This window comes from Coralliovum pocilloporae (assembly GCF_030845175.1).
Lineage (GTDB): Bacteria > Pseudomonadota > Alphaproteobacteria > Rhizobiales > Cohaesibacteraceae > Coralliovum > Coralliovum pocilloporae.
On sequence record NZ_CP132542.1, the window covers coordinates 3,271,679 to 3,286,894 of the forward strand.

Genomic DNA, 15,216 nt, shown 5'->3' on the forward strand with positions numbered 1-15,216 from the left:
CCGATTTGGGAGGTTAGACGGCGTCCAGACCGCTTTCGCCGGTCCGGATACGAATTGCGTTTTCGACGGATGAGATAAAGATCTTGCCATCGCCAATACGGCCGGTTTGTGCCGCATTGCGGATTGCTTCCACGGCGCGGTCGACCAGATCTGCAGGCAAAACGATCTCCACCTTCACCTTAGGCAGGAAGTCCACCACATATTCAGCCCCCCGATACAGCTCGGTGTGGCCTTTCTGGCGGCCGAAGCCCTTTGCTTCAGTCACCGTGATGCCCTGAAGCCCGATGTCCTGAAGAGCTTCCTTGACCTCGTCAAGCTTGAACGGCTTGATGATGGCTTCGATCTTTTTCATAGCGTCAGAATCTCCATCTGGCATTGACTACCGTGGTGGTTCGGGAATCTCGACAACCTTTAAAGCACGAAGCGTGCCAAGTGTACCTGGCTGTTCGGTTCAGCAGAAAACGCGGAAAGCATCGCCACAATAAGCGCGGTAAAATCAAGTCGTCAGATGCGAAATGCCTAAAAAATAGGCATGTGCCGCAAAAACAGACAGTGGGGCATTTTTACCCTTAAAGTACCGGACCTTTAACCTGAATTGCCGGTAGGTCTGCAAAGCACGCCGTTAGGTGCATCACAAGGCAGGTGCAACTGCTATGTGAACTTGGTATAGAGAGGAAGCCTTTGTACAGCGTAGCAGGTTCTTTCTTTATGCGTTCTTCCTTTCTTTCAACAGAGACAATCCTGCTGACACCCGGTGAGATGAACAGGGCAGACGCTCTGACGATCGATGCTGGAACCCCCGGTATTGATCTGATGGAGCGGGCAGGACAGGCCATTGCCGATACCGTTGAATCTCTCGGTCCTCAGACTGGCGGGTCTGTTCTGGTTTGCTGTGGCGGCGGCAACAATGGTGGTGATGGTTATGTGGTGGCCCGGCTGCTGAAGGAAACAGGCTGGTCTGTTACCCTTTGCACAAGCGTTGAGCCCGCAAAGCTTAAGGGGGATGCGGCACTTGCCGCAAAAGCCTGGACAGGCGATGTGCTGACACCGGATCAGATAGCGCCTGAGGCTTATGGTGTTGTGATTGATGCCTTGCTTGGGGCCGGGCTGGACCGGGATGTCACAGGACCTCTGGCGGATCTGATAGGGGCAATTAATAACGCCCGTCAAAACCATGGCGCAAAAGTCATTGCCGTTGACCTGCCCAGTGGCATTGACGGGGGCACGGGGCTCTGTCGGGGCATTGCGGTTGAGGCCGATATTACAGTCACGTTCTATCGCAAGAAGCCCGGTCATTGCCTGTTTCCAGGGCGAGGGCATTGCGGGAAAATAGACGTCGCCGATATCGGCATCAGCGATGATGTTCTAAGTGCAGTCGCCCCCTCCATTGCTGAGAACAGACCTGGTGTTTTCCCAAATCCTGCCAATCTGACAACGCATGATACGCACAAATACAAACGCGGCCATGTGATGGTCACCAGCGGCCCGATGATCAGAACAGGAGCCGCTCGCCTTGCCGCAGAAGCTGCATTGCGGAGCGGGGCCGGACTGGTCACTGTGGCAAGTCCGCTGGATGCCCTCATGGTCCATGCCGCACATCTGACTGCTGTTATGATCAGGCAAGTTGATGAAGCTGACGAGCTTCGCAGAACCCTTGCGGACGGAAAGTGTACGGCTCTCGTTGTCGGACCTGCCAATGGGGTTGGGGAAGAGACCCGGGCCAGGGTCGCCGTGGGTCTTATGAGCGGGCTACCGGTTATTCTGGATGCTGATGCACTGACCAGCTTTGAACGTGAGCCGGATTGTCTTTTTGAGGCTTGTGAAACCGCGCTAACGCTCTCGGATATATCCGAAGCCTCAGTTGTGATGACGCCTCACGAAGGAGAGTTTCGCCGTCTTTTTCCTGACCTTGCTTTACGCCTTGGCTCAAAAGGGCGGGTTGACTGCGTGCGGGAAGCGGCGGAACGCGCCTCAGCCGTGATCGTTCTGAAAGGACCGGATACCGTTATTGCTGCTCCTGATGGTCGCACCGCCATCAACACCAATGCGCCGCGCTGGTTGGCTACCGCTGGGTCTGGAGATGTCCTGGCTGGGATAATCGCAGGCGTTGCGGCTCAGGGACTGTCAGTGTTTGAAGCCGCCTGTGCAGGTGTCTGGCTTCATGGTGAAGCGGGCAATGAGGCCAGCTGTGGTCTGACAGCAGAAGATCTGGCAAGGGCTGTGAGCACAATTATGCGCAGGCTTTCAGACGACGGCTGATTCCTTAGGGTCAAAACTCATTGCTGACGTCCATTCTGCGATAGTCATTTTTTCGTCCGGCACGGCGAAGGTCCGCAGGAAACCTTCCGGTTTTCAAGGACCTCCAACAAAGCCGGGTAGTAAAATGACCCTAAAATTCGAATGAAATGGATAAGTCATTGGTTACGCGGAAACGATGTTCAGCGGCATTTTCCCGATGATTTTGCTATACTGAAGCGTGCTGCACCAAGGTAGGAACCGGTTTGGTGAAAACAACTCGCTTCAGCAAAAGCGGTGAGCATGTTGCACGAATTCCATTGAACGCAACCTTGCTCGCGCAACCTGAACTGATGACGTAGAGAAGCAAGGCAGGTGTGCGAATGTTCCAACTGTTTATCATTCTGACCATCGGTTTAGCCGGGGTCTATTATGTGGATCCGACAATCCTTCCCGCGGATGTTCCGGTTCCTGGCCTTCTGTTTGGCTGGGCGACGGTTCTTCTGATCTGGATACTCAGGCGCATCTGAGACGCTTCATCCACAAGGAGAACAAACGCAGGCAGCCAAATGAGTTTTCCCTTGCGTTCCCGAATGTCAGTGCTATAGAAGCCACGCTCTGCCGGTTTTACCGGAAGACATGTGCGGGTGTGGCGGAATTGGCAGACGCACTGGATTTAGGTTCCAGCGCCGCAAGGCGTGGGGGTTCAAGTCCCTCCACCCGCACCATTTTTCTGCTCATTGACACGGTTACCCCGAAGCATAACAGCTTTTGATCAAAGTCCGCCGATTGTCTTTAGCTCAGTAATTATTTCACTGCCTCCAAGCCCGGATCTTATATCTGTAAAAATAACCGGCTTACCCTTTCTCTGCTTGTCCGCATCACGACGCATAACGTCTATGGAAACGCCCACGTGAGGGGCGAGGCTGGTTTTGTTTACGATGAGCAGATCGGATCTCGTGATTCCTGGGCCTCCTTTACGTGGAATCTCTTCCCCCATTGCAACATCAATCACATAGATGGTTATGTCAGCCAGTTCTGGACTAAAGGTTGCAGCAAGATTGTCCCCGCCGCTTTCAATAAGAATTAGCTCCAGATCGGGGAACGCCTCGTTCAGGTCATCAATTGCGGCGAGATTGATAGACGCGTCTTCGCGAATGGCCGTGTGAGGACATCCCCCGGTTTCAACGCCTCGGACCCGGTCGAGTGGTAAAACCTGTTTCCGCATCAGATACTCAGCATCTTCTGATGTGTAGATATCATTAGTAATCACGGCCATGGAATGATCTGAGGCCATAGCCTTGCAGAGATATTCGGTAAGGGTCGTCTTGCCTGCGCCAACCGGACCGCCAATCCCAACGCGCAAGGGGCCATTTGTTTTCATGTCCGATAAATCCTTGTCGTCATGGTTTCGTGTTTCATGGAGGCCAGGTCAGCCAGAAAACAGATCCCGCCCAGATCGTTAAGGCTGGCGGTCAGAGCCTGATGTGAAATCCGGTCAATCCGGTCAAACAACGAGGCCAGCACTTTCTGGCCATCGGTTTGCCCTATGGGGACATGGCGCACGCCAGCCGCAATAATATTGGCGATAAAGCCATGCAGATAGAGTGGGAGAAGAGTATCCAGTGGAATACTCTGCTGGGCTGCTGCCTGACCTATGCAGACGGGCAATGGTGCGGGATCAAGCTCGAGACCCCAAACCTCATGTGTGACTTTGGCAAACGCAGTCCCCTGCGCCATGGTTTCCAGATGCAACTCGCGGCTGGCGGACAGAGCCTCGGTCAGTCTGGCCAGTTCTTTCAACTCTCTTGATGATCTCGCGCGAAAGGCGTGGCAAAGCAGTATCGCATCATTCCAGCCGCTTCCGCGCTCAAGAATATCAGTGAGCCAGAGGCGTAGTTCTTCGCCATTACGGACATTTTCAGCCTCAATGGCATACTCAAGACCATGGCTGTAAGAGAAGGCCCCGATGGGATAGCTCGGGGACAGCCATGCCATCAGCTGATGTAATGCCTGATCAGACATGGTATGTCTCGCAAAGTTTCCTAGTGCTCATGGCTGTGTGTTCTTCCCTGACCATAAGCTCCACCTTCCGGGTTGAAGGGAGCATCCAGAAACTCGACATCCGTTCCCAGTTTGACAAGCATCTCTGCGATGACGTGATCATGCCGCAGGATCAGATGATCCGGGTGGATTTCACAAGGCAGGTGCCGATTGCCAATATGCCAGGCAGTGCGGATCAGGTGATGTTTGTCTCTGGCTGTGGCTTTCATCAAGCGTTCGGGGGCAGCTTTTACCCTGATGTGGCGACCATCTTCCAATAGAAGATCATCACCGTCACGCAGTTCAGTGGCCTGTGGGAGATCCAGAAGAAAAGCCAATCCATTGTCGCAGGTAAGAGCGATCCGCCGACGAAACCGATCATCATAACTGAGGGTGACGATACCTGACGGACTCTCGTGTCGTTGGCTGACATGTGTTGCTCTAATCATAGTTTCATCCTGTCAGAACATGAAGTAGCGCTGCGCCATCGGCAGTTCCGAGGCTGGTTCACAAGTCAACAATTCCCCATCAGCACGGACTTCATAAGTCTCTGGGTGTACCTCGATCTGAGGCCGTGCATCATTGAGGATCATTGAGGACTTGCCGATCGTACGCGTGCCAGATACCGGTAACGTTTTTCTGGATAGGCCAAGTTTACTGGCAATATTTGCGTCCTGTGCAGCCTTGGATACGAACGAGACAGCGGATCGTTCGACAGACCGGCCCATGCTACCAAACATGGGACGCGTATAGACAGGTTGAGGTGTCGGAATGGATGCGTTCGGGTCTCCCATCTGAGCAACAGCTATCGTCCCGCCAAGCAGAACCATTTCTGGTTTCACGCCGAAGAAAGCTGGTGACCAGAGCACAAGATCAGCGCGCTTGCCTTCTTCAACGCTGCCAATGTGCTTGCTTATGCCATGTGCGACAGCCGGGTTGATGGTGTATTTGGCGATATAGCGTTTGACCCGAAAATTGTCGTTCTCTCCGCTTTCTTCAGTCAGACGACCCCTTTGTACCTTCATCTTGTGGGCCGTCTGCCAGGTACGAATGGCAACTTCGCCAACCCGACCCATCGCCTGACTGTCAGAAGCGATAATGCTGAAGGCGCCCATGTCGTGGAGGATGTCTTCTGCCGCAATGGTCTCCTTGCGTATGCGGGATTCTGCGAAGGCAACGTCCTCAGGGATAGACTTGTCCAGATGATGGCATACCATCAACATATCGAGGTGTTCTTCCAGCGTATTGATGGTGTAGGGACGTGTTGGATTAGTCGAACTCGGGATCACATGTTCTTCGCCGCAAACCCTTATAATGTCAGGGGCATGACCACCACCAGCGCCTTCAGTATGGAACGCATGAATCGTGCGTCCTTTCATGGCAGCGATAGTATTTTCCACAAAGCCGCTTTCATTCAGTGTGTCGGTGTGGATCATCACCTGCACATCCATGTCGTCAGCGACAGAGAGACAGCAGTCAATGGCCGCCGGCGTTGTGCCCCAGTCTTCATGCAGTTTGAGGGCGCAGGCACCGCTGTTGACCATTTCCACAAGGGCAGCAGGTTGGCTTGCATTGCCCTTGCCTGAAAGGCCAATGTTCATTGGAACTGTGTCCATGGCCTGTAACATCCGCCCGATATGCCATGGTCCAGGTGTACAGGTTGTTGCCAGTGTTCCATGGGCTGGCCCCGTGCCGCCACCGAGCATGGTGGTGATGCCCGAATGAAGCGCATCCTCGATCTGTTGTGGACAGATGAAATGGATGTGGCTGTCAAAGCCGCCCGCTGTGATAAATTTCCCCTCACCAGCAATCGCTTCCGTGCCAGGCCCGATGATAATATCCACATTAGGCTGGGTATCAGGGTTGCCAGCCTTGCCGATTTTGTGGATCAGACCATCCTTGAGGCCGATATCAGCCTTGTAGATTCCTGTAACATCAACAATAAGGGCATTGGTGATAACAGTATCAACTGCTCCGTCAGCACGGGTCACCTGCGATTGGCCCATGCCATCGCGAATGACCTTGCCACCACCGAACTTAACTTCATCCCCATAGGTCGTCAGATCACGTTCGACTTCAATGATGAGGTCAGTATCTGCGAGACGAAGCCTGTCCCCGGTGGTCGGGCCATACATATCTGCATAGGCGGCGCGAGAAATTCTTGCGGGCATTACAACGCTCCCATGACTTTTTGGTTGAAGCCGAAAACCTTGCGATTGCCGGTGAGGGGAACGAGCGCTACGTCACGTGATTGACCGGGTTCAAAACGTACCGCTGTACCTGCTGCAATATCCAGACGCATTCCGTGTGCCAGGTTGCGATCAAAATCGAGCGCCGCGTTGGTTTCGGCAAAATGGTAATGGCTGCCGACCTGTACCGGCCTGTCACCGGTATTGGACACGGTCAGACTGACGGTCTCGGCCCCTTCATTAAGGATGAGATCACCATCAGCGGGAAAGAGCTCTCCGGGTATCATTGGTCTCTCCTAGCGAACTGGGTGATGAACGGTGACGAGCTTGGTGCCGTCAGGAAAGGTTGCTTCGACCTGAACGTCATGGATCATCTCTGCAATGCCTTCCATACATTGCTCTGCTGTTATGATCTTGCCTCCTTCTTCCATCAACTGCGCGACGGGCTTGCCATCTCTGGCTCCCTCGACGACAAAATCAGTGATAAGTGCAATGGCTTCCGGGTGATTGAGCTTGACGCCTCTCTCCAGTCGACTGCGAGCAACCATAGCCGCAAGGCTCACCAGCAATTTGTCTTTTTCTCTGGGGGTCAATTGCATGACAGCTCCTTACATAAGCCAGACGCGCGGCAGGGGATGAGCGCGAAACCGGGATAGTGTTTTGATCAGGGCAGCGCGCAGGGCCTGCGCATCAGAAGAAATGAAACGAGTAACCAGACAGCCATTCCAGGCACTGGCGGCAGCATGAACATTGTCAAAATCCAGAAGCCGGCGCATGGAATCGAGCCGTTCCTCAGCCTCGGGTGCAATATAGACAAGAGTGGCGAAGGCATTCATGCCATCAAGCGTGGCTTTACTATTCAGATTTCGTGGATCCGTAATGCGCAGGGCATCAGCATAAATCAGTGTGCCATCTCGTATGATACGCCACTGGTCTGACATACAGCATGCGGTCAGTATTTCTCCCATGGCCTTACGACCCAGAATGACTGGCTCCAGCAGAAGAGCCCTTGATGATCCGTGCATGATGACGTCAAGCTTTCGGTCCAGAGCACAACCATCGAACAGGATTGTTTCCTGCGGCAACCAGTCAAGCGAAGATGAAGGACCGAGCTCAAGGCGAGTAGAAATCCGCCCGACCCCTGACGAAGATTTATAAATGCGTTCGGCAGTCTGCGTGGTCAGGCAAAGTGAAGTTTGCTCCTCAAGTGAAGCGGAATATGTAAGGGCATCTCCTCCCGTAACACCACCTGCCGTGTTGATCAGAACGGCATCGGGTCGGCTTGCATGATTGGCGGGGAGAAGTGCCTTGACGCATCCGGACTGGTGCAGGTCCGTGAGAACTGTTTTGCCATTGCGCAAGGCAAAACCAAGATGAGCTCTGCCTTGTGCTCTTTGCAGTTCGATTGTTGGAGATGGGTTCAACATGTTTCGCCGGGCCTGCGCGCTAAACACTAAGTGTGTTCAGAACGTCTTTTTTTGCGACCATTTCCTTGGCACCATCAAGAATGATTTCTCCCCGTCGCATGGAATAGAAATGATCGGCCAGTTCATAGGCAAATTCGAAATATTGCTCCACCAGAAGAATTGCCATATCTCCCTGGTCCTTCAGGAACGAGATGACCCGTCCGATCTGCTGGATAATGTTGGGCTGAATGCCTTCAGTCGGCTCATCCAGCAGAAGCAGTCGGGGTTTCGTAATCAAGGCACGGGCAATAGCCAGCTGTTGTTGCTGGCCACCTGAGAGGTCTCCACCGCGCCGGTGCTGCATTTCCTTAAGAACAGGGAAGAGTTCAAACATCTCTTCCGGAACTGTCCGTTTCGATGTGTCGAGACAGGCAAAAGCCGTCTCCATGTTCTCCCGTACGGTCAGTAGAGGAAAAATGTCACGCCCTTGCGGTACATATCCAACACCGCGCCTGGCCAGTACATATGCAGGTTGTCTGCCTTGGTCCTCTCCATCCAGTCTGTAATTGCCGGCAGAGTGATTATGGGTTCCAGAGACGACCTTTAGCAGGCTTGTTTTTCCGACACCGTTTGTTCCCATCAGGCAGGTGATCTGTCCCCGCTCAGCTTTCAAATCAACGCCGTTGAGGATTTGACTCTGGCCATAGTGAAGTGTGATCTTCTCAAGTTCCAGCATGTTAGCGCCCCAGATAGACGTCGACCACGTTCCGGTCTTTCGTCACGTGATCAAGACTGCCCTCGGCGAGTACCGATCCTTCATGCAGTACTGTCACCTTGCAGTTGAGGTTACGGATAAATTCCATGTCATGTTCTACGACTACGACAGCGCGGGTTTTGGCAGCTTCCTTGAGCAGGGACACTGTATGGTTACGCTCATCAACAGTCATGCCAGCCGCTGGTTCATCTACCAATAGCAACTGAGGGTCCTGAGCCAGTAGCATGCCGATTTCGAGCCATTGTTTCTGACCGTGACTCAGGTCTCCTGCGCGGTGTTGCAAATGCTCGTGCAGGCCAATATCGCGGGCAAGTTCTGACACTTTTGCCCGGTCTTCCACGGTACTTTTGTAAAACAGCACCGCAAAAGGGCCACGTTTGTTTTTCAGCGCCATGGTCAGATTGTCGGTTACGGACTGGTCTTCAAAGACGGTAGGTTTCTGAAACTTCCGACCGATGCCAAGACGGGCAATTTCACTTTCCGATTTGCCAATCAGGCTGGTGATGTTATCTCCCCAGAGAACCTTGCCGCTGTCAGGACGGGTTTTACCCGTAATAATATCCATGAATGTTGTCTTGCCCGCTCCATTGGGGCCAATAATGGCACGCAACTCTCCGGAAAAGATGTTGAAAGACAGGTTGTTTATGGCCTTGAAGCCATCAAAGGACACCGAAATGCCGTCAACCTCCAACAGGGCGCTGGTCATCGGTCATCTCCTTTGGCAAATCTTTCAAAGAGGCCGCCAATGCCTTTGGGAGCATAGAGTGTGACCGCCACAAAACTAAGCCCCAGCAGAACCAGCCACCAGTCAACCCACTTGATTGTATAGACCCCGAAACTGACATCGGGTGCCTGTCCACCGGTAAACCAGCTTGATAACAGCGAGACGATTGCCGCTCCGATAGCAGCACCGTAGAGACGCCCACGTCCGCCGATTGCGACCCAAACCGCTAGATAGATTGAGGCAATGGGAGCAATCTCGGCGGGATTGATAATTCCTGCCTGGGGGTAGTAAAGCGCTCCGGCAATCGCTGAGATAATCGCCGTCAAGGTGAAGATGAAAAGCTTGTAGGTCTCAACATTGTAACCAAGGAAACGCACGCGCGATTCATCGTCGCGAATCCCACGAATAACATTACCGAGCTTGCTCTCGACAATTAACTTTAAGCCAAGATAACCAAAGACAAGCGCAAGGGCTGAGCCCCAGAAGAACCAGAGTGAAATCTGCGCTTGTGGTGTATGCTCCAAGCCCGGCAGGTTCTGCAAACCTGACAAGCCGTTATTGCCTCGCAGACCACTGTCGTTCTGGAACAGGTAGAGAGATAGTGCCAGTGTCATGGCCTGTGTCAGAATGGAGAGGTACACTCCGGTCACGCGAGATCTGAAGGCCAGCCAGCCAAAGACGAATGCCAGCAATCCTGGCACCAGAACCACCAAGATCAACTGTACAGACAGCAGATGGGAAAAAGCCCAGATCGCTGGAAAGTCAGAGCCTCCAACGACTCCAAAGATCTGGGTGCCAATGGCATCAGATATTTCCTGTTGCGTGGGGGGCAGGGGCGCCTTCTGTGCCGCTTCGACCACAATCAGTCGAGTGCGCTCATACATCAGCCACATGCCGACCATATATCCGCCAAGACCAAAGAAGGCAAAATGACCCAGGCTGAGAATGCCGCAGTAGCCCCAGACCACATCCATGGCAATTGCGATCAGACAGAAACAGAGTGTCTTGCCCAAAGTTTTGACAAAGGATGTAGAAATAAAACCGTAACCCAGTGCTTCGCTGCCGAGTGTGATGAACAGGGTGAAACCTGAAACCAGGGCCAGAAAGATTAGGGTACTCGGGTGTTTAATCAGGAATCTTGTCAGTGGTCCGCCCATAATCTCAGTCTCCTGCCGCCCGGCCCTTAAGGGCAATGATGCCGCGTGGTTTGAACTGGATGAAGATGATTATGAAAACGATCATGAAGGTTTGGGCTGCGAGTGTGTTGGAGGGGTTGAACCACTCAATGCCTTTCTGAAGGATGCCGATCATCGCTGCACCTGCCAGTGTTCCCCAGATATTGCCCACGCCACCAACGACCACTGTCATGAACGACTGGACTATGTAATCAGATCCCAATTCGGAAGTTACCTTGGCAAACAGACCGATTGCCACACCTGCAATTCCGGCGATTCCAGAGCCCAAGCCGAAGGTCAGCATATTGATCCTGTCCGGATTGATGCCCATGGATGAGGCCATACGCGGGTTTTGTGTTACCGCGCGGGTCTCAAGACCGAGACGCGTTTTGTTGAGGGTAAACCACAACATGGCAAGAAAGAGAGCTGACAGGCAGAAGATAGCCACGCGTATCCAGCTGATTGAAATAACATCATTAATGACCAGTGCTCCATCCAGCCAGTTAGGTGATGTCAATGGACGGGCCTGGGTGCCGAAGATGTTCTTTGCCAGTTGCTGAAGCGCGATAGACACCCCGAATGTTGCCAGCAGGGTTTCAAGCGGCCGGTGATAGAGATGACGGACCACCAGTCGTTCCATTGCAACGCCAGCAAGAAATGTCACACCGAAAGCCGCCGGGATCGCGAGCAGAATGGAAAGCGTGTAGTTTGTGACAAACTGCTGGACAACGTATCCGGTGTAGGCACCCATCATAATAAACTCGCCATGGGCCATGTTGATGACACCCATTACGCCGAACGTGATGGCAAGGCCAATGGCTGCGAGGAAGAAGATGGAAGCGAGCGACAGACCATCCAGAAACAGATCTATTGCTTCAGACAGTGCTACTCTGGTTTGAATCGCGGACAGGGTTGACCTGGTCGCTGCGATAACATCTGCGGATGGCTCCAGATATTCCTCATAAAAGAAAACTCCTTCGAGAGCGTCCTGGATTTCTTTATCACTTGGATCTCGAGGTGCCAGGCCGTCCTTGACCAATTGCGAGTAAACGGCGTCACGTGCCTCCTGCGTGTCCAGCTCGGCAACCGGTCTTTCGCCAATGCGATCATTTTCAATACGTGAAACAAGTGTTCTTTTTTTGTGGTCCAAAGTGATATCAGGATCTGCCCAACTTTTTAAAACGAGCATGTCGTAGGCTGTATTTATTGGCAAAATGACATCATAGCCGGGCTTAAGGATACGGGCGTAAGTGCCTTCAGTCGGCGCTGTTTTTGAGACCATCAGTCGGGTTTTGAGTATCGGATTAAGGCGGGCTCGAACGTCTAAACCTAAATCATCGGAAAAACTCTCGATTGCCGAAATACGGGCCTCAATATCCTCGTCATGCTGCATCGTCAGGAGGCGTTCCAAGCGCGTCATGCGCTCAACGAGCATGCTGTCATTTTCTCTAGCAATTGCAGTGCGCAGAATTGCCAGATGTGAAGGTTTGGGATCACGAGCAAGGCTGTCTAGGCTTTCTCGGCGGAGATTGGGATCATTGCTGGCGAGCTGAGAGGCCACCAACGATGCACCGAGCAGGGCGCGGAGGCCGGAATTCGGCTTGATTTGTTTGATTTCTTTTTTGGTTGCCTGACCGATCACCTCATTACTGGCGAGGTCAAACAGGATATAGGTCTTTTTGTCGTCGGTCTTGACCGTGACGATCCGCTCATCCGCTTTTCTGTACCAAAGCGCCTTGGACTGCCAGTTTTTCAGAAACGCGCTGGCCGCTGGATGGTCGGTTGCCTGTATTGCGTCGATAACGGGTTGCGCCGTTTTGACCGAACCTCTTTTAATCTTGGAAAAATGGGCCTGCACCACGTCTTGAAAGGAAGGCATGGGGTCAAGTTCTTCGGTGGTTTGGGCAAAGAGAGAAGAGGCAGCAAAACCCGTCTGAAGCAGGACAACAACCAGAAACGCTGCAAGAATACGGAACATGCGGTAGAGACTCTCATTGATGCAGGGGCTGACTGAGCCCCTGCATGTCCTGACCTGATTGAACATTTGATCCTAGTAGTTGGATTTGAGCTGGACGCAGGTCTTGGTCTCGATGTTGTACATTCCACAGCCGAGGCCTTTCCAATCAGCCTTCAGAACCGCAGATTCCGGCAGATAGTCGGTCCAGGCATCGCCTTTCACTTCCTCAGTCTGGCTGATGATGTCGAACTGACCATCTTCCTGTATTTCACCAATGAGAACCGGCTTGGCCAGATGATGGTTCACAAGCATCTCTGCTGTGCCACCCGTCAGGTTGGGGAATTTCTGACCGTACATTTTCTCGCGCACCTGATCGACGTCTGTCGTGCCAGCCTCTTTCACCGCGTTTACCCACATGTTGAAACCGATATAATGCGCTTCCATCGGGTCATTGGTTACACGTGCATCGCCCATCTTCGCTTTCCACGTATTGATGAATTCGGCATTGGCGTCGCCTTCGGCAGACTGGAAATAGTTCCAGGCAGCAAGATGGCCAACGAGATTCTTGGTATCCAGACCCGCCAGCTCTTCTTCTCCGACTGAAAAGGCGACGACCGGGATATCGTCGGCTGACACACCAGCGGCTGCCAGTTCTTTGTAGAACCCGATATTTGCATCGCCGTTGATTGTGGAGATAACACCAACTTTCTTGCCATCAGCGCCGAGTGCTACCACATCCGCGACAATCTTGGACCAATCTGAATGGCCGAACGGTGTGTAATTGACGAAAATATCCTCTGCGGGAATACCTTTGTCTTTGAGATATTGCTCAAGGATCTTGTTGGTTGTGCGCGGATATACATAATCAGTTCCGAGCAGTGCAAATTTCTCCACACCCAGTTCCTCAAGATAGTAATCGGTGGCTGGAATAGCCTGCTGATTAGGAGCTGCGCCGGTGTAGAAAACGTTTTTGGAACTTTCCTCGCCTTCATACTGAACCGGGTAAAAGAGCAGGCCATTCAGCTCTTCAATCACTGGAAGGACAGATTTTCTGGAAACGGACGTCCAGTTGCCGAAGATGACATCAACTTTTTCGACGGTTAGAAGCTCGCGGGCTTTTTCTGCAAAGAGTGGCCAGTCGGATGCCGGATCAACCACAACCGGCACCAGCTTCTCACCAAGCAAACCACCTTTTTCATTCTGCTGCTCAATAAGCATGAGCATGGTGTCTTTCAATGTGGTCTCAGAAATGGCCATTGTCCCGGACAGAGAATGCAGAATGCCGACCTTGATATCAGCCATCGCGCCGCTGGTCATAACGACGGTCAAGGCGGTGGCAAGAAGCAGTTTTTTCATCATGAAGTTCCTCTTGAACTGGACGCGGGAGGATGCGCCTGTTGTTGATTGGTCTTGATTTCAGATCATGCTTTTGAGCGTGATCCCGAGGCTTGGAGAGGAAACTAAGATCAAAATACTGGTGCAGTCTGCCTCAAATATATCAGAAGGCTGTTGCGTTTTTTGCACCGCAAGTGCATTTTCCGCAGAAATAAAGGACTATCATGCGCCATTTACAATCATTCAAGTACGTGAAAGCGATCGCTGAAGCGGGTTCAATCCGGGGAGCGGCAGAAAATCTTGCCATTTCACCATCAGCATTGAATCGGCATATCCAGACGTTGGAGCAGGACCTCGAAATCCAGATTTTCGATCGTTTGACTAAAGGTGTTCGCTTGTCAGTGGAAGGTGAATATTTCTTCCGTTTCGCTCAGAGGCAATTGGCTGGATTTGATAAATTAAAAAGCGAAATCAATGATATAAAGGGGTTGCGCACAGGGCGTGTGCGTATTGGCATCAGTGCGGACCTCGGGCAAAGGTTTATTCACAGCCAGATTGCCACCTATCTGGGAAACCACCCCCAAGTCTCGTTTACACTGACAACAATCAGTCAGGATAACCTTGATCAGGCTTTCGATCGTAATCTGATTGATCTCGCTCTCTTCTACCAGCCGATCCTCAATCGTAATCTGCAGGTCATCCACGCTATTGAGATTTTACCTCATGCAGCATTGCCGAATGGTGCTCCGATCAGGGACAAGTCCGGACTGAGGCTCCACGAGCTGATTGATCATCCTATCGTTATGCCAGATGCAGATACTGAGCTGCGACGCAAGATAGAGGCCGCGTGTGAAAAGCAGGGTCTTGAACTTCGGATTGTCCTGGAATGCACTGATCCGCTCCTCCATCTCAGCGCAACCATGCAATCGCGGATTGCTTTTTTCCTGCCCTTTGAGGATGATTTTGAAGATTTTGCGTTGCGTGGTTACAAACTTGTACCGATGTCCTCACGAGAAATGCTGAATGGTTATGTCAACGTTGTCACATCAACCCATAACCTTTTATCTGTCGCGGCTCAGAAATTTACTGAACAGCTTGTGTCCATTCTGGAAAGCAGGTGAACATAATATGGATCAAAAGTAACTATCTGCGCCGTAAAAAGAGACCGTTACGATGGGCCGCTTTGCCCACGTCGTCTTATAAGGCGAGCAGAACCACCTCATAGCCTTGGTTTGGGTTATTTTCGGTTGTGATGTTTTCCAAAACTACAAATGGTTGACGAAACGGAACTGTTGAAGGAAACTCCCTCAAGTACCGGGGGCATCAGTTTTGTTTACTCACTTACATCCGGAATTGAATCGGGAGAACACAGCAACG

16 protein-coding genes and 1 tRNA gene are annotated in these 15,216 nt (G+C 52.2%); 4 read left to right on the forward strand and 13 right to left on the reverse strand.

The window, feature by feature from the left end; all coding sequences use genetic code 11:
* Positions 1-13 precede the first annotated feature (13 nt).
* Positions 14-352 (reverse strand): P-II family nitrogen regulator, encoded by a 339-nt coding sequence (locus RA157_RS14800; RefSeq protein WP_350333900.1) that lies wholly within the window; start codon positions 350-352, stop codon positions 14-16.
* Between the two features lie 356 nt (positions 353-708).
* Here RA157_RS14800 and RA157_RS14805 point away from each other — a divergent pair, with 356 nt between their 5' ends.
* From RA157_RS14805 to RA157_RS14815, 3 genes are all read left to right on the forward strand, one after another.
* Entirely contained in the window at positions 709-2,259 is a 1,551-nt protein-coding gene (locus RA157_RS14805) for an NAD(P)H-hydrate dehydratase (RefSeq protein ID WP_350333901.1), read from the forward strand.
* 359 nt (positions 2,260-2,618) lie between these two features.
* Positions 2,619-2,765 (forward strand): hypothetical protein, encoded by a 147-nt coding sequence (locus tag RA157_RS14810; RefSeq protein ID WP_350333902.1) that lies wholly within the window; start codon positions 2,619-2,621, stop codon positions 2,763-2,765.
* Between the two features lie 113 nt (positions 2,766-2,878).
* Positions 2,879-2,963, forward strand: a tRNA-Leu gene (locus RA157_RS14815).
* A 47-nt stretch (positions 2,964-3,010) separates the two neighbouring features.
* Here RA157_RS14815 and ureG read toward each other — a convergent pair.
* The 12 genes from ureG to urtA form a co-directional block, all read right to left on the reverse strand.
* The gene (ureG, locus tag RA157_RS14820) at positions 3,011-3,619 is read right to left on the reverse strand and encodes an urease accessory protein UreG (RefSeq protein ID WP_350333903.1); all 609 of its coding nucleotides are present in this window, start codon (positions 3,617-3,619) and stop codon (positions 3,011-3,013) included.
* Positions 3,616-4,260, reverse strand: a complete 645-nt coding sequence (locus tag RA157_RS14825) for an urease accessory protein UreF (RefSeq protein ID WP_350333904.1) — start codon at positions 4,258-4,260, stop codon at positions 3,616-3,618. The genes ureG and RA157_RS14825 overlap by 4 nt, the downstream gene beginning before the upstream one ends.
* Positions 4,261-4,280: 20 nt before the next feature.
* Positions 4,281-4,727: an urease accessory protein UreE gene (locus tag RA157_RS14830; protein WP_350333905.1), complete on the reverse strand. Its 447-nt coding sequence runs from the start codon at positions 4,725-4,727 to the stop codon at positions 4,281-4,283.
* A gap of 12 nt (positions 4,728-4,739) precedes the next feature.
* Positions 4,740-6,449 carry an urease subunit alpha gene (gene ureC, locus RA157_RS14835; RefSeq protein WP_350333906.1) on the reverse strand — a complete coding sequence of 570 codons (1,710 nt, stop codon included), beginning with the start codon at positions 6,447-6,449 and terminating at the stop codon, positions 4,740-4,742.
* Positions 6,449-6,754, reverse strand: coding sequence for an urease subunit beta (locus RA157_RS14840; RefSeq protein ID WP_350333907.1), 306 nt, complete (start codon positions 6,752-6,754; stop codon positions 6,449-6,451). The genes ureC and RA157_RS14840 overlap by 1 nt, the downstream gene beginning before the upstream one ends.
* A gap of 9 nt (positions 6,755-6,763) precedes the next feature.
* On the reverse strand, positions 6,764-7,066 hold the full coding sequence (locus RA157_RS14845) for an urease subunit gamma (RefSeq protein WP_350333908.1): 303 nt from the start codon (positions 7,064-7,066) through the stop codon (positions 6,764-6,766).
* Between the two features lie 9 nt (positions 7,067-7,075).
* Positions 7,076-7,894, reverse strand: a complete 819-nt coding sequence (locus RA157_RS14850) for an urease accessory protein UreD (RefSeq protein ID WP_350333909.1) — start codon at positions 7,892-7,894, stop codon at positions 7,076-7,078.
* Positions 7,895-7,913: 19 nt separating this feature from the next.
* On the reverse strand, positions 7,914-8,609 hold the full coding sequence (gene urtE, locus RA157_RS14855) for an urea ABC transporter ATP-binding subunit UrtE (RefSeq protein WP_350333910.1): 696 nt from the start codon (positions 8,607-8,609) through the stop codon (positions 7,914-7,916).
* Between the two features lies 1 nt (position 8,610).
* A complete protein-coding gene (gene urtD / locus RA157_RS14860; RefSeq protein ID WP_350333911.1) occupies positions 8,611-9,354 on the reverse strand; it encodes an urea ABC transporter ATP-binding protein UrtD in 744 nt (247 codons plus the stop codon).
* Positions 9,351-10,529, reverse strand: a complete 1,179-nt coding sequence (gene urtC / locus RA157_RS14865) for an urea ABC transporter permease subunit UrtC (protein ID WP_350333912.1) — start codon at positions 10,527-10,529, stop codon at positions 9,351-9,353. Before urtC ends, urtD begins: the two co-directional genes overlap by 4 nt.
* A gap of 4 nt (positions 10,530-10,533) precedes the next feature.
* Entirely contained in the window at positions 10,534-12,525 is a 1,992-nt protein-coding gene (gene urtB, locus RA157_RS14870) for an urea ABC transporter permease subunit UrtB (RefSeq protein ID WP_350333913.1), read from the reverse strand.
* A 72-nt stretch (positions 12,526-12,597) separates the two neighbouring features.
* Positions 12,598-13,860: an urea ABC transporter substrate-binding protein gene (urtA, locus tag RA157_RS14875; protein ID WP_434058508.1), complete on the reverse strand. Its 1,263-nt coding sequence runs from the start codon at positions 13,858-13,860 to the stop codon at positions 12,598-12,600.
* 203 nt (positions 13,861-14,063) lie between these two features.
* Between urtA and RA157_RS14880 the strand changes: the two genes are divergently transcribed.
* Positions 14,064-14,960: a LysR family transcriptional regulator gene (locus RA157_RS14880; RefSeq protein WP_350333914.1), complete on the forward strand. Its 897-nt coding sequence runs from the start codon at positions 14,064-14,066 to the stop codon at positions 14,958-14,960.
* Positions 14,961-15,216: the final 256 nt, after the last annotated feature.

Coding starts and splice junctions, on each gene's coding strand:
- RA157_RS14800 (WP_350333900.1), bottom strand. CDS start 352: ATGAAAAAGATCGAAGCCATCATCAAGCCGTTCAAGCTTGACGAGGTC.
- RA157_RS14805 (WP_350333901.1), top strand. CDS start 709: ATGCGTTCTTCCTTTCTTTCAACAGAGACAATCCTGCTGACACCCGGT.
- RA157_RS14810 (WP_350333902.1), top strand. CDS start 2,619: ATGTTCCAACTGTTTATCATTCTGACCATCGGTTTAGCCGGGGTCTAT.
- ureG (WP_350333903.1), bottom strand. CDS start 3,619: ATGAAAACAAATGGCCCCTTGCGCGTTGGGATTGGCGGTCCGGTTGGC.
- RA157_RS14825 (WP_350333904.1), bottom strand. CDS start 4,260: ATGTCTGATCAGGCATTACATCAGCTGATGGCATGGCTGTCCCCGAGC.
- RA157_RS14830 (WP_350333905.1), bottom strand. CDS start 4,727: ATGATTAGAGCAACACATGTCAGCCAACGACACGAGAGTCCGTCAGGT.
- ureC (WP_350333906.1), bottom strand. CDS start 6,449: ATGCCCGCAAGAATTTCTCGCGCCGCCTATGCAGATATGTATGGCCCG.
- RA157_RS14840 (WP_350333907.1), bottom strand. CDS start 6,754: ATGATACCCGGAGAGCTCTTTCCCGCTGATGGTGATCTCATCCTTAAT.
- RA157_RS14845 (WP_350333908.1), bottom strand. CDS start 7,066: ATGCAATTGACCCCCAGAGAAAAAGACAAATTGCTGGTGAGCCTTGCG.
- RA157_RS14850 (WP_350333909.1), bottom strand. CDS start 7,894: ATGTTGAACCCATCTCCAACAATCGAACTGCAAAGAGCACAAGGCAGA.
- urtE (WP_350333910.1), bottom strand. CDS start 8,609: ATGCTGGAACTTGAGAAGATCACACTTCACTATGGCCAGAGTCAAATC.
- urtD (WP_350333911.1), bottom strand. CDS start 9,354: ATGACCAGCGCCCTGTTGGAGGTTGACGGCATTTCGGTGTCCTTTGAT.
- urtC (WP_350333912.1), bottom strand. CDS start 10,529: ATGGGCGGACCACTGACAAGATTCCTGATTAAACACCCGAGTACCCTA.
- urtB (WP_350333913.1), bottom strand. CDS start 12,525: ATGTTCCGTATTCTTGCAGCGTTTCTGGTTGTTGTCCTGCTTCAGACG.
- urtA (WP_434058508.1), bottom strand. CDS start 13,860: ATGAAAAAACTGCTTCTTGCCACCGCCTTGACCGTCGTTATGACCAGC.
- RA157_RS14880 (WP_350333914.1), top strand. CDS start 14,064: ATGCGCCATTTACAATCATTCAAGTACGTGAAAGCGATCGCTGAAGCG.